A 13,679-nucleotide genomic window follows, 5' to 3' on the forward strand; every position below is an offset into this window, starting at 1 on the left:
AAACAGACGACGGCTTCTCGGTTCCGGGCAGGATCCGCCTCAGCAGCATGACCTGCCGGATCGTTTGCCACTCTGCAGCTATGTCTGTTGGGGAGGCAATGAAGGTCTAGCCAATCGCGGCTGACATCTGTGCCGATAAAGCGGCCAAGTGATAGGTTGTCCATGCTCGCTTCCTTCTGGTACGCGTTTCTGCAAGACTGCAATCAACTGTTCGAGACGATGGAGAGAGGCGGTGCCGACAGGCTAGAGAACGTGGTCATGCCAAATGGGTCAGACGTGGCGCACCACCCCGTCACGGACCCTGGCCGGGGCCAGTGACGTGGCCAGTCTAGCAGAACCGAGATACAGAAGGTTCAGCACTTCGGTAACGGGCCCGTCTCAGTCAAGCGGTTTTGTGCACGCGAGGTCTGCCGCCGGGGTGCGGTTTTGAACATCTGTTCTTTCTGGGCCGCCCTGCTGTCACTACCGCTTTTTTTTGAGATCAACTCGGGTGCATGCTTCGGTCGGATCAATCGCCCAAGGACTCTCGTTATGAATGAGGGACGACCGGGGGGCAGGTCACACCCAGAGAGGTGTTGGACGCGTTCAAGGCGAAGCTGAACTGAGCACTTGAACTGGTTTTTCTGGTCAGTTTTTATGCGCCAAGGGGGTAAAGATATAAGGTCAAACCTTGTGTTGAGCCTCTGGTGTTTTTTGGCCAAGGTCCCAGTTGCAGGAATGTCCTGCGTCGCACTCATTGGTCAAGAAAGTGTCTCATGCACTCACGTTCATTCAGTCTAGGCGCAGCTCCGTGCACTGAGGTCCAAGTTCACAACAGTGGTTGGGGAACCGACGGCGACTAAAGTGGTCTCACAATCTCGGTGATGTGTTCATCAGGTTAAAACATTCCAAAGCTGCGATTAGACAAGGCGCTGCAGTAAGTTGTACGCCATGAGCATGTTCAGCGTTTGGATGCAGTGGCCGCGTCAGGCCACCGGACAGAATGTGGGTAAAGGGTGAGGCCTAGGTAGGCAGTGCGCTATCATGTCGATGGAAAACTTGCCGAAGTAGCGGTCAACGAGGCATCACTTTTGGAAGCGGGTCTCGTTGACAAGCTTTTTCCAATCGAGTCTGGCCAAGGTTGGTAGCATTCCTTGTTTCTCGAAAAGTGCTACATGATCATGACAGGACCGACCTGGACATACTCAGTAGCGGCGACAAGGCGGAAGACCAGGAACACCGCAAGATGCGGCACCCGCCAAAGCGCCAAGCGCAGCACCCGCAACCATATTCTCGTCCGTCCGATCAGCAATCGCAGCACCAGCGATGGCGCCAACCATCCCACGTTCAGTGGGCGTCTGCATACAGCCGGACAGCGAGACAGCCGCGAGTCCCAGCATGAGAGCGTATTTCATTATAATGTCTTCCCTGATGTTTTAGCGGTTACTCAATAACAACGATCATCCTTGAAGAAAAGTTTCAACCTTGGCGTTCAGCTCTAGCTTGACTGATTGACACTACACAGCGGTTGCAATGAGGCCGACGTCGTCGCGAAAAAACAGGGAGAGCATAAGCCATAAGCCGACAGGACGACGGAGCCCGCAACTGAGTTTTCCGTGCGATAAACTCAATACACAGACTGTCTGGGTCGATTTAACGCGCTCGTATGATGGTAAAACATGCTATCGTCTTCTTAAAGCAGACCGGGCGAACTGGTGCGCCTGTTCTCTATCGTGGCCTCAAAAGCAGGGTTGGCTTTACAGAGGACCTTGCTCCGCGCTAGGTCGACGTGGCTGTTCACTGCAGGATTTACCGGGGAAGCGCATTGCCGACTGCATCTATTCTCGGCACTGGGGTGGCGCGCAACCTCCCAATCATCACCAGCCTTGGGCTGGATGCTGAGCATGGCCTTAACCCAGGCGACGTTGAACGATTGACCGGCGTTGTCCAGCGACATCGTGCTGACGCTTTAGACCAGGTGCAGCTTGCAACCGAAGCCGCGCTTGCCGCCCTTGCCGACGCCGAAACGGACGCCAAGGAGCTTGATGCCATCCTCCATACGGCAGCCGTTCCATACCAGACCATTCCAGCGACTGCGCCTTTGGTTCAGCAAGCGCTTGGACTGCAAGACGGGGCACTTGCAGCCTATGACATCGGAGCGACCTGTCTTGGTTTCCTCGCCGCATTGCAACATGCAGCTGCAATGATCGAGGCCGGGCGATGGACGCGTGTCTTGGTCGTTGCTTCGGAGAAAATCAGCGATAACCTCGACTGGGCGGTCCCGTCGACCGCAGGTCTATTTGGCGACGGTGCCGGTGCAGCCGTTATCGGGCAGGGACCGAACGGATTGCGGGTAGGGCAAGTTGTGCTGCAAACGCACCCATCAGGCTACGATGCAGCACAGTTGCGCGCCGGTGGAACACGACTTGGCGTTGGGGCGACCGCAGAGGATTTGCGTTTTGTCATGCACGGACCAGCACTTTTCGGACTGACACGCCGTCGTTTTGAGGCCTTCGTCAGGGACAATCTTCGGGCAGCGGGCCTTGATTTGGCAGACATCGATCTGGTTGTGCCCCACCAAGCCAGCCCGGTTGCATTGAAATTGATGGCTCGCGCTCTTGGTCTGGGAGAGGATCGAGTGATTGACCTTTCCGCAACCCATGGCAATCAGGTGGCGGCCTCACTGCCGATTACGCTCGATCATGCACGTCGCGCAGGACGGATTGCTCCCGGCAAGCGGGTACTCATGTTGGGGACAGCCGCAGGAGTGACCTTTGGTACCGCATTACTGGAGGCTGCATCATCCGGCTGACATTCCACACCCAGGCCCGGATCCCGGTGCCGGCCCGACTGGTCCTCTCTGGCGGAGTTGGGCGTCTCGATCTTGCCGTTCGCTTCGGTTTGCTGGAACGACAGGGGCAGGCGCCGGTCCTGATCGATGCGGGCTGGCCAGAGCGCAGCAAGGGCGAGGGCGTCGCACTTAGGATTTATCGTTCGCTTTTGCGGCCAAAGGTAGATGCAACACAATCTCCGGTCGTCATACTCGGAGATCGAGCGCCCGGCGCGCTGCTCCTGAGCCATCTTCACGCGGACCATCTCGGACCTGCGCGGCACTGGCACGACGTACCAGTCCACGCTCCGGCACAGGCTCTGATCCACGCGCGCCGTCATCCGTGGCGGGCGTTAAGGCATGGCGTCATGGCGGGCCTTCTACCAGACCGCGTCATCGACTTGGTGGGCGATGTTAAACTGCCCTTCGGTCTTGGGACTGGCAGGGACGTTCTGGGCGACGGGTCGGTTTTTTCGGTCCCTTTGCCCGGTCATGCTGATGGGCACACCGGGTTCTTGCTTCCGGCCTTTGACCCACCCGTGCTTTATGCAGCGGATGTTCAATGGGTTTTGTCAGCCATCGCTGAAGACCGTCCTCCACGAGGACCTGCGCAGGCGGTCTACAGCGACGCTCGTGCTGCCATGGAAAGTCTCGCCCTCGTCCGCGCTTTTGCCGCACAGGGCGGGCGGCTCGTCCTTTGTCATGACCCGGACCCTGTTCCGGATTTCGTGACGTGACCCTCAGAGGTACATCCCTGGCCATCGGAGCTTTTGGCGCCACGCTGCTGCGAAAGCTTCGGCTTCGAGACCGCGCATCACTCGAGGCGTGGCAAGAACGCCAATTGCAGATCTGGCTCAGGACGCGGGCCGGGGTCAATCGGCTGTCCGATCTTCCCGTAATGGACCGCGATACGCTGATGGCGGAGTTTGCAACGTTCAACCGCGCAGGCCTGACGGTCGAAGCGGCCACCGCCATCGCTGAAGGCAGAGCGCCTGATCTGAGTGGATATCACGTTGGGCTCAGCACCGGGACGACGTCGGGCAAGCGGATGCCTTACGTGATTTCCGAGGTGGAGCGCTTTGTCTGGTTGGGAACGATCTTGGCCAAAAGTCTCGGCGCAGAGGCCTTACGACGCCCGCGTGTGGCAGTTGCCTTGCCGCGTGGTTCGGCACTTTATGATGCGGCCAGCCAAGGCCATGCCTTGCCGCTGTGTTTTGTCTCATTAGGCGAAGGCTTCTCTGCGGCTATGGCGAAGCTGACGGCTTTTCGTCCGGAGGTGATTGTCGCGCCCCCACGGTTTCTGTACTGGCTTGCCCAGCAAGATGCGCCTTTGGCCCCGCGCCGCATCTTCTCTGCGGCAGAAACGCTAGACCCACCAGATCGCACCGCCATCAGAACGGGTTTCCCCTCGGCTGAACTGGGCGAGATTTACATGGCGACCGAAGGTCTTTTCGCAGTGAGTTGTCGTTATGGCACGCTACATCTGGCAGAGGATTGTATGCGCTTCGACCTTGAACCAGCGGGCGATGGTACCTCAGAGGCAGTGATCACAGACTTCAGCCGGACCGCTCAGATTATGGCACGCTATCGGACCGGTGATCTTCTGCGCGTGGTTCATTGTGCCTGTCAGTCCCCCTTGCGGGCGGTGGTGGTTGCAGGGCGCGCGTCAGACCGGATTTGCGGCCACGCCCCTGATACTTTGCGTGATACTGTCCTCGCACAAGGCGTCGCGGATTTTCGGCTCGTACAGCATGGTGATGCTGACCCGATCCTCATGCTGCTACCTGGAGAAGACACCTCAGGCCCCAGTGCCGCGCTCACGGCGCTGTTGGAGCGCCCCGTCCGGGTTGAGACACGCCCGCTGTCTATGCCGAAAGATATGAAGCTACGGAGGGTCATGCGGCTCCCATGATACGGTCCAGGCAGGCCAAGAAGCGCGCTTCTGGATCATAACGTGAGGCGGCCTGCTTAAGGCGCGACAGAGCGGGCCAATCCTCTTTGAATATGCGATCCAATGTCTGCACCGCGCCATTCAGCGACTTTGCCCGAAACCCTAGACCATGCCAGGCGATCCGTGCCGCCATGTCGAACTGGTCAAAGTCATGTGGCACGACAAGGCTGGGAAGTCCTGCTGCAATCGCAGAATAGGCAATACCGGTACCTCCGTGATGAATGACTGCGTCGAACTGCGGTAAGTCGCGGGAATAGCACAGGCGTGACACGAATAGCAGGTTCTGTGGGCCGTTCTGCTGTGCCAACTCCCCCTCCATGCGCCCCTCAGAAGCGACCAGCAGCCAGTCTTGGCGATCGAGCGCAATTGCCTCCAGCCCTGCACGCCACCGCGCGCGGGCCCAAGGCAGATGCGTGCCGAGGGTGGCAAAGATGCGCCGCTTTGCCGATGGAAATGCGGGGGCTGGATCCGTAGACGGCGCTGAAGCGACAGGACCGATCATTTCAAATGCTGGCGGCCAAGAACGTGGAAACTCAAGTTCTTTCATGCCAAAGCCAAGGATAGCAGAAGGGGAATAGATGGTCTCAGTACCATCTGAGCGGAACGGACTTTGCAGCTCCTTGGGAAGCTCACAGCGCATCAGGGCAAAGATCGCCTCGCGTAACAATCGGTGTCCCACACGGCCGATTGCGTCTCTAGCGCGCCCGGACCAGTCGTGCGGCGGGCTCCAACCACCGCAGAAGGCAGGTGTGCCCTCGGCCGCGTACAGCGAGAGAGGAGAGGACAAGGTGGTGATCCAAGGGATGCCCATACGCATCGCTGCCGGTCCGGCCATGAGCGCTACGCTGTCAGCCACAAGGACGTCGGCTCGGCATCTGTCAATCTCCGTGCATAGATCCCCGATCAGCGGAGCCACAAGCGCGATGTTCGCGCGCAATTGTGCAAATGCTGCGGAAGGACGACCGTGAATTCGCCCGAACCCTTCAGCCACATGCTCCAGCGCGCCCTGTGGCAGCGAGGGTGGCGCATCCGCATCGATCCCCAGCGCGCGAAGGAAGGGCAGTCGCGCATGGCCGGTCAATACGCGCACCTCGTGGCCAGCCCTTTGTGCAGCCAGCATGAGCGGGACCAAACGGTCGAGATGACCCGCAAAGGGCGGTGCGACGAAAAGCACCCTCAAGGTAGCCACTCGCGTAGCTCAGCTGCGACAGCCTCTCGTGTTTCCGGGCAAGTCCAGTAGCCCATATGGCGACAGGGCACAGAGATGTCGGGCGTCGAGCGGTGTAGAATACGGGACAACATATCCTTGCGTCCAATTACGGTGACGAGGCGCACGCCGGGCAGGACGGGTCGTTTCTGCATGACCGGCCCAAGGGCAATGACAAGCTGGCAAGCGCCCTCTATCCAGCCACATTCCAGCAGGTCCAGCCCGCAGCTGCCAGTAATGATGGCCAATGGCCCGCCTGCGAGGCTGTGTAGACGAGTTGAGATGTTGGCGCGTGCGGCACCGGTGCGGGCGGCCTGCCATTGAACCGCATTGCGCCACGCGGCAAGAGGCAAAGGCACCGCACCTTCAGGAGGGGCGCCAATCCAAGGGTAGCCGTCCTGTACTGCGACCATGCCGGACGGGGTTACAGCATCAAGAAACTCCGTTTGAGCCTGTGGCAAACCGGTACGCACCGGATCAGAGCGTCCAGTCAACAAAGCGACGCGGGGTAAGATCACTCGTATCGGATCCCGTCAGCCGTCAGCCGCATTCGGCGGCTCCTCCATCGTATACGATGGGGCCGCAGGGCAGCTGCGACAGATAAGATCGGCAGCGCAACTTCCGACGCGACAATGGCCCAGACTGGCGCTGCTCCCGTTCCGCCGATCCGTCGTATGAGGAGGCGGTGCAGCCCGGCCCGTATCATCAGCAGGCCACACCACAGCACCACAGCAATTGGCCCCAAAAAGCTCGCAAGAACCAGCCCCAAAAGGGGCAGGATGGCGGGTAAAAGCACCAATCCCGTCATCGCCACGTCGAGGTTTGCCGCAACATAGCGATGCGCAAAGACCGTCCAACGCCGCAGAAGTCGCAGGGCCTCGAGTGGTCCATCCAAGGTCACAGCAACTCGCGCTGGAACAGCGGTCTGAATGATCGGACGGCCATGCTCCGTGAAAAGTCTCGCAATCGCCCAGTCATCTGTCACCGAATGGCCCATGGCCGCAAAGCCTCCGATCTGGCGCAGCGTCTGCGCATCGGCGGCATAGGCCATGCCGTTTATCGTGCGGTTCCGGCCGAGTTTTGCCATGGCCAAGTAGGCTGACGCCCCTTGGCCTTCTACGAAACCAGCCACAAGGGCCTCAAAGACGTTCTGCGGCCTACGCCCCCACGTTGGCAGCGCCGTAGCCAACCCGCCGCTCGTTTGAGCCTCCGCAGCAAGCTTCTCCAAACCGCCAGATGCAAGCATCGTGTCATCGTCCAAAACTGCGACCGACCTGGTCTCGAGAAGGGCTTCACCCCGGATCAGCTTCAGCGTCTTGGGGTTCTCTCCGTCCTGTGGCGGTCGGCCGACAATCACCACAACATTCGTCCGCGTCTCAGCAAGCTCGGTTGCAATGGAAAGACCCTCTGCATCGTCCTCGTCAACAAGCCAGATAAACTTCGCGCCAGGTGTTTGATCAGGGCCATGGGCGAGCGTGGCGGCCAAAGCTGGATCGCCAGAGAGGATTGGCTGCAAGACGGTCAAGGAGCCACTAAGCCCATTGCCGACTTTGTTGGGATGCCAAGCAAGTGCCAAACGCAGCCCGTGCGTTGCTGCGTAGAGAGCCCCCAGAACAAGCAGCACAGTATCAATCATGGATCGTCTCCCACCCTACCAAGCGCCGGATCATCCAGCTGTGCCCCCTTCTGCCACCACCGCCGGAAACGATCGACGGCCAGCGCCGTCGGAATGTCGGGCGGCCCCAAGTGGGCGCGGGTACGGCGGTCATCAAATGTTTTGGTGGCAGTGAAGACATCTACCCCGAACTTCGTGAGCGGGGGCTCCCACCAGCCCGTCCATCGTGAGACCGCCTCCAGCCCAGCGGCAGCTCGGCGTGCCTGATCCGTGCTGATTGTCAAGCGTGGGCCGGGAAGGCCCAGTTGTTCGAGAACATCTGCAACAAAATCTTCAATGCTGACCGGGTTCTCATCGATGAGGTGGAAGATGCCTTGTGCGTTTCTTTCGACCGCGCGCGCGACTTGCCTCACGAGGGTGTCGATAGAAACGAGATCTCCATGGGCTGGGATCTCCTGGCGAAAGCGCGGCAGGAGGCGCAGCCGCGCCGCGCGGGCAATTCGCGGGAAAAGCACCGTATCTCCGACACCATAAACAGCGCGGGGTCGCAGTATCGCCCAAGCGCCGGTGTAAGCGACTGTCAGGTTTTCGGCCACGCGCTTGGTGCGAGCATAGTCGTTGACCGGAGGTGTTGCGGGGGCCGTCTCTTCTAGCAACAGGTGCTGGTCGCCGGGCGCATAAAGCACCGATGAGGACGAAATCAGAAGGAAGCGCGCGCTTGAACGAGCCGCAATGTCGATGGCATGGCGCGTTCCGTCTACATTCGCCGCATCGAATGCCTCAGGTTTACCCCAAGGTGCAGAGAGGGCCGCAGCATGAATGACCACGTCGTACTGACCAAACTCAGGGACAGGGCGTGTCAGGTCGTAGGTCACGGACTCGTCCGTTGCCTCAGCCCGGGGTTTACGACGGGACAGGCCCGTGACGTGATGACCGCGTGACCGCAGAAAGCGCCCCACTGCTCCGCCCACGAACCCACTTGTGCCGGTTACCAAAATCTTCATGAACCCCTTAATATCGTGCAGGCGTAGGAAAGGAAGGACTGAGCTTAGTCCCTAGCCTTCCTCGGACATACCACACTGTAGAGCAGGCAACGGCCAGTGTGCGTCGCGGCGGGGCGCCAGTTTTTGTTTGCGATATCCACAGAACTTCAAGCTGAAGCGGTCACTCATTAGGACGAGAAGTCGGACTTTAAGTGTCAACCAACGGTTTATCGCTGGTGAGTTTAGCGAGGATACAGGAAAGGGGTTGAAACCACGTCATGCTGCCTCGCTCCTCACTGGCAAATGGGTCGTGACTGCCGTCCATAGACTTATCACAAAGGAAAACTTAGCCGCGCCGTTTGGGTTCTTCGTCTTGCCTTGGCAGCGTCCACTCAGTCTTTGAGAATTGATGTTTCAAGATGATCGGGCAAGTGGCGACCTATGAATGCTAACACAGACGAACTGGGGCATCCGAGAGGCGCAACGTCACCCTGAATTCCGAGACTGTCCCAAAATCCGCTCCGAAAGTATTGACTTATCAATGGAATCCTTATGCTAGCTCTAGAGAAGGCGAGGAGCTCACTTACTTGCTACTCGTTTCTGCCAATAGCTCGTTTCTGGACCATTGGTACCACAATAAATCTCTTTAGCTGGGTCAGGCCCGAACACTTGACGTTCGACAAATTCAGAACAAAACATGGCCCGGCTAAACTTCTGGAGACGGACTCGTGAGAAAGTATCTTGGCGTAGCGTTTGCATGTTTACCTGCTGTCTTGCCCGATGCATTCAGCTTAGCCCGCGAATGGTCTCTGTTCGGCTTTCTCGTTTCCGGTGCTGCCCTCTTGGCGTATTGGAAGCTGCCAAATCTCAAATCGCTCATTCCGCAAGAAAAGCGCGATGAGGCCGTTCTGCTGTTATCCGTGATCTTCGTCAGTTGCTTCGTCATGTTCGGGCACAGAGCCGTTTCTGGAGTTACGGTCACTGCAGCCTATGCCCAAGACGTTGGTGAGACTTTGGCCGGTGTGGCTGGGACAGAGGAACGCTTCAAAGCAATGACCGAAGAACTTCGGAACCGGCTGGAAGCGCTGGAACGATTGGCGTCACTGGAAGCCGCCCTGCAGAATGCGGAACGCAGGGCTCAGGACGCAGAGCGCGCAGCAGCCCAGAATGAGCGACTACTGCAAGAAGCGGAACGCCAAGCCGCTGAAGAGGAACGAGAAGCTGCTGAAAGAGAGCGCGCATTAGAAAATGCTGAGCGTCAGATTGCAGCAGCGGCGCGCTTGGCAGAGGAGCAAGCCCGTTTGCTTGAAGCCAAAGAACGAGAGCTTCAAAAGGCATACCGAGATGCTGAGGCTACAAAATCCGCCGAAGCCACGCGCTATGTCAATCTGTCGCCACGCTCCATGTGGTTTCAACTCGAAACAGAGCTTTCGACCTTCGATCTTGAGAACCTCGCGAATAATCCCAACGTAGAGGACCCTGCATATTGGGAGAATGTGGATCCTTCTGACCTTGTGTTGGTCGATGAAACGATCGAAGTTCTGGTGGTTGCGGGGATTGAAAGAGATCTCGAAGTGGCGGTGGAATTCAGGGATCTTGAAGGCAATGTGCTAACTTCTGCGGCTACTGTCACACAAAGACGGGAGTTCACAAAAGTCGCAGAGGATGTTTACGAGGCCTACGTATCTCTTGAGGCGTCCTTGCCCGCATCGGCAGTCAAATCCGGCACCTATGTCTGGTGTGCAACTGCACGTGACCTTCAAACAGATGAGACGTGGAATGACGGAGCAGCAGCTGATTTCTCCGTTGTCGAACAGGCGTTGAGCCTAAACGGTGAAGAAAATGCGTTCAAGACTATCCCGTACATGCTTGAAAATACCTATGGCCAAGTTGGTGGGTCAGTTAATGTTAGCCAAGTCTGTGAATAGATAACTTGAATGAGCTAAGCTGATAAGCTTATCGAATTGTAATGGCCCCTACTTCGAAGCAGAGATTCGAATCATATGATAGTTATTAACTTACGTTCAGCTATCTGTGCTAAATCGAGCTGTTTATCGAAGGTGACACACACAGTCAGTTCATGGATGGTTGCGCACTTATTTGATCACCTTAAGGATCATTCGACAACGCAGAATTTGCGAGAAAGTTTACGTGTTGTTGGTCATCGACCGGTTGGTCGGACGCGTGGCGCCTCTGCGCAGCCTGTTTGGGTCGGGTGAGGTAGAGAAATGCGAAAATGCCGATGAGAACCAACCAAAGGGGCCAGAGAGAAAGAAAACCAAAGAACTCTGTGGAGAACGACATCATGTACCCTTTCTGCAACGTGCTAAGCAACGACCTGAACACACTGCTACATTCCAACACTTTAGCGCGGGGCAGTGAAGCGTTCGAGACATGCCAGATGCGACTTCAGTGAACGTAGGCTTTGGCTGTCTCACATGGAAGTCCAGTTCGTAGGATCTTGCGAGAACTTTTAACCAAGAACATACAAATTATGCATGATTTGCTTATGGACCGCGGCGTTTTAAGAACGGCAGAGTGGCCACCGCACTGCGATTGATCGGAAGCTGGATCGAGGATTAAAACACAAACCACCCACACTCAGGGTTGAAAATGCGCTCGCCTCGTGAGTTCATTGCACCTCAAACCGCAACCGCCTGAGTGTCCGGTCAAACGGGGGCAAGATCACCCCGACCCTCTGGATCTCGGCCACGACGTCCGAGGAACGCCCTATCCGCATCATTGCCCGCGCGCCAGACCGCGTCACCGATTTCGGCGCGGGCCGGTTCGTCACCGACACGACGGTGGTGGATGTGCGCGTCACGGATCTGCCCGCCCCGCGTCCGGGCGACGTGATCGTCATTGGCGCGAACAGCCATTTCATCCAAGGGGAGCCGCTGCGCGACCGCGAGCGGTTGATCTGGACGCTGGATCTGCGCGCGGCGTGACCAGATGAAACTGAAACTGGAAATCAGCCCGGACCTCGTCGCCCCGATGGAAGCTGAAATCCGCGCGGGCGAGAAAGCTGTCACGACAGCAATACGCGAGGCGGGCGCGGGCCTCAAATCCGCCTGGCGCGGCCAGATCACTGGCGCGGGGCTGGGCAACCGGCTGGCGAACTCGATCCGGCTCGCGACCTATCCCATGGGGCGCGACAGTCTGAACGCTGCCGCGCCGGTCTGGTCGAAGGCGCCGATGATCGTAGGCGCGCATAACACCGGACCGCTGATCCGCTCGCGTGACGGGTTCTGGATGGCCATCCCCACCTCGGCCGCAGACAAGTCCACCCGCGACGGCCGCATCACCTCAGGCGAATGAGAGCGCCGCACCGGCCTGCGCCTGCGGTTCATCTATCGCCGCCGGGGCCCGAGCCTGCTCATGGCGGGGGGCGGTTGAATTCCAAGGGCGGGCGGTAGCGTCGCGGTCGAAGACCGAGCGCGGGCTCACCACGGTGCCGATCTTCCGGCTCGTGCCGCAGGTCATGCTGCGCAAGCGGCTGGACCTCGCGCGGGATGCGGAGTGAGCGATTGAAGGAGTGTCGGAGCTGATCGTGGCAGGGTGGAAGAGATGACAAAAATAATGGCAAAAAGCGTGAACAAACAGTTTTTAATGGGGATTAACAGCATTCGCACACATTGATTGAAGCGCGATTCAAATAAATCCTTGCAACTCGTCAACCTTTTTCTCCCCCAAACGAAAGGACATACTGCTTGGCGAAGTCATACGGGTCTGACACATACTTGTTTGCAACTTCCACAGGATCTTCCGACCAGCTATGATGCGACCACTTCCATTTCTTGGTACCTTCATACTCGTTGAAAGAACCCCAGCCGGAACGACGTTCCTTAGTATTGCATGTCAGTATGAGGCACTCGGTCAACCGGGGCAGGAATAATATCTCTGAAAATATTCTATTAAGTGCCATGAACTTCGGTTCAAAGTAGATACCAACGTGCACTGATTTAAGCTGGCAGTGATTGAACAAACTGTAGGTCTCGTCATATTCGTCAGGTATACCCATAGCCGCAAGTGTGCTTAGACCAAGTCCACCGAAGGGTTGTCGCTGCTTTTTCCGCACCACATCACTTTCCACAAAGGAGTCGGATCCGCCGCGACGCTCTAATAGGCTGATGATAGCGCGCTTGTTCTGTGCATACTCAAAATCGTCGTACTTGACTGTGCGAACATCAAAGAAGTCTTTGACCTCTAGAGTATGTGCGGAATTCCTTAAAGTCACTTCGAACACCTGATCGATGAATTCCTGCGCCTTCTCCTTGGATGGCACTCGTGCTTCAACACCCTTGATAGCAGCTAGAGCCGAAGCAAGCGCCGTTCTGGGCAGATCGACCCCCGCTCTTTCACTGGTAGTTTCGTGTGGCTCGAAGAACGCCTTACGAAGTCCGTCGAGATTGCTAGCATCGTTACAGAATTTCTCCTGCGACGTTCCCTGGCGTATAAAGTGTGGCGTTTGGCTGGAATGACCTAAGAAAGCGTCCCGCAGAGCGTTTTCGACATCGGAGTAGTATATGGCACCTTGCTCTTTATGCAGACAGGCCTTGACGAACTCATGAGTGAAAAGACTGATCTGGTCCCCCGCCAAAGAATACTGACTCTCTGTGCAGGATGAGATTTGTACGAAATTTGTGAAGCCGGATTTCAACGACCATGCCAGAGGCGTCAGATTGCCTTTGATAAGATTTCTGCCGGCTTCACAAGCATCAATAACAACTACTGATAGTTCAGCGTTAAATTGTCGGATCATCTCAAAAGCGTCTGAGCGTGAGATACCTGTTGTGTTCGGGGATGACTCCTTAAAACCCTCAAAGCACATATAGAAGTCGTCAGTGTTTGACAGACCATGACCTGAAAAATACAGAAAGATCTCTTCGAAGCCGCCATCCAGTTCTGAGAGGCGACGCAACTCATCCTTTACCGAAGATACTGGTTTGTCGACGTAGTCGAGGATCTGACTGAACTTTCGGGTAGCGGAAAGCAGCTCATGCATTTTGGAGACATCATTGGCGCAGCATTCCAAGCTCGACAGCTCGTCATATTTTGTATTGCCGATCAAGACTGCGATGCTCTGACCCATACTGCCTCTCAAACCCAAAAGC

At 57.2% G+C, this 13,679-nt stretch carries 9 protein-coding genes and 1 pseudogene; 5 read left to right on the forward strand and 5 right to left on the reverse strand.

Annotated elements, in window-relative coordinates:
* The first annotated feature begins 1,834 nt into the window (after positions 1–1,834).
* The gene (locus tag RSE12_08435) at positions 1,835–2,791 is read left to right on the forward strand and encodes a ketoacyl-ACP synthase III (GenBank protein WRH64343.1); all 957 of its coding nucleotides are present in this window, start codon (positions 1,835–1,837) and stop codon (positions 2,789–2,791) included.
* Positions 2,792–3,650: 859 nt separating this feature from the next.
* Positions 3,651–4,721, forward strand: a complete 1,071-nt coding sequence (locus RSE12_08440; GenBank protein ID WRH64344.1) for a CoF synthetase — start codon at positions 3,651–3,653, stop codon at positions 4,719–4,721.
* Here the strand turns inward: RSE12_08440 and RSE12_08445 are convergent.
* The 3 genes from RSE12_08445 to RSE12_08455 form a co-directional block, all read right to left on the reverse strand.
* Entirely contained in the window at positions 4,705–5,880 is a 1,176-nt protein-coding gene (locus tag RSE12_08445; GenBank protein ID WRH64345.1) for a hypothetical protein, read from the reverse strand. The genes RSE12_08440 and RSE12_08445 overlap by 17 nt on opposite strands.
* 601 nt (positions 5,881–6,481) lie before the next feature.
* The gene (locus RSE12_08450) at positions 6,482–7,603 is read right to left on the reverse strand and encodes a glycosyltransferase (GenBank protein ID WRH64346.1); all 1,122 of its coding nucleotides are present in this window, start codon (positions 7,601–7,603) and stop codon (positions 6,482–6,484) included.
* Positions 7,600–8,586, reverse strand: coding sequence for an NAD(P)-dependent oxidoreductase (locus RSE12_08455; protein ID WRH64347.1), 987 nt, complete (start codon positions 8,584–8,586; stop codon positions 7,600–7,602). Before RSE12_08455 ends, RSE12_08450 begins: the two co-directional genes overlap by 4 nt.
* A gap of 707 nt (positions 8,587–9,293) precedes the next feature.
* Between RSE12_08455 and RSE12_08460 the strand changes: the two genes are divergently transcribed.
* Complete coding sequence (locus tag RSE12_08460) at positions 9,294–10,493, forward strand: hypothetical protein (protein WRH64348.1); 1,200 nt, start codon at positions 9,294–9,296, stop codon at positions 10,491–10,493.
* A gap of 704 nt (positions 10,494–11,197) precedes the next feature.
* On the opposite strand, the gene RSE12_08465 is transcribed toward RSE12_08460, so the two are convergent.
* Positions 11,198–11,389, reverse strand: a complete 192-nt coding sequence (locus RSE12_08465) for a hypothetical protein (protein WRH64896.1) — start codon at positions 11,387–11,389, stop codon at positions 11,198–11,200.
* Here RSE12_08465 and RSE12_08470 point away from each other — a divergent pair.
* Both RSE12_08470 and RSE12_08475 read left to right on the forward strand, forming a co-directional pair.
* Positions 11,379–11,513, forward strand: a complete 135-nt coding sequence (locus RSE12_08470; protein WRH64349.1) for a hypothetical protein — start codon at positions 11,379–11,381, stop codon at positions 11,511–11,513. The genes RSE12_08465 and RSE12_08470 overlap by 11 nt on opposite strands.
* 4 nt (positions 11,514–11,517) lie before the next feature.
* Positions 11,518–12,088 (forward strand): annotated as a pseudogene (locus RSE12_08475) (DUF6441 family protein).
* Positions 12,089–12,238: 150 nt separating this feature from the next.
* Here the strand turns inward: RSE12_08475 and RSE12_08480 are convergent.
* Positions 12,239–13,657, reverse strand: coding sequence for a caspase family protein (locus RSE12_08480; GenBank protein ID WRH64350.1), 1,419 nt, complete (start codon positions 13,655–13,657; stop codon positions 12,239–12,241).
* Positions 13,658–13,679: the final 22 nt, after the last annotated feature.

It is taken from the genome of Fuscovulum sp. (genome assembly GCA_035192965.1).
Classification (GTDB): Bacteria; Pseudomonadota; Alphaproteobacteria; order Rhodobacterales; family Rhodobacteraceae; genus Paragemmobacter.

What these genes read in the sequence shown, in the direction of transcription:
- RSE12_08455 (WRH64347.1), bottom strand. Translation starts at nt 8,586, where the DNA reads ATGAAGATTTTGGTAACCGGCACAAGTGGGTTCGTGGGCGGAGCAGTG.
- RSE12_08480 (WRH64350.1), bottom strand. Translation starts at nt 13,657, where the DNA reads ATGGGTCAGAGCATCGCAGTCTTGATCGGCAATACAAAATATGACGAG.
- RSE12_08450 (WRH64346.1), bottom strand. Translation starts at nt 7,603, where the DNA reads ATGATTGATACTGTGCTGCTTGTTCTGGGGGCTCTCTACGCAGCAACG.
- RSE12_08445 (WRH64345.1), bottom strand. Translation starts at nt 5,880, where the DNA reads ATGCTGGCTGCACAAAGGGCTGGCCACGAGGTGCGCGTATTGACCGGC.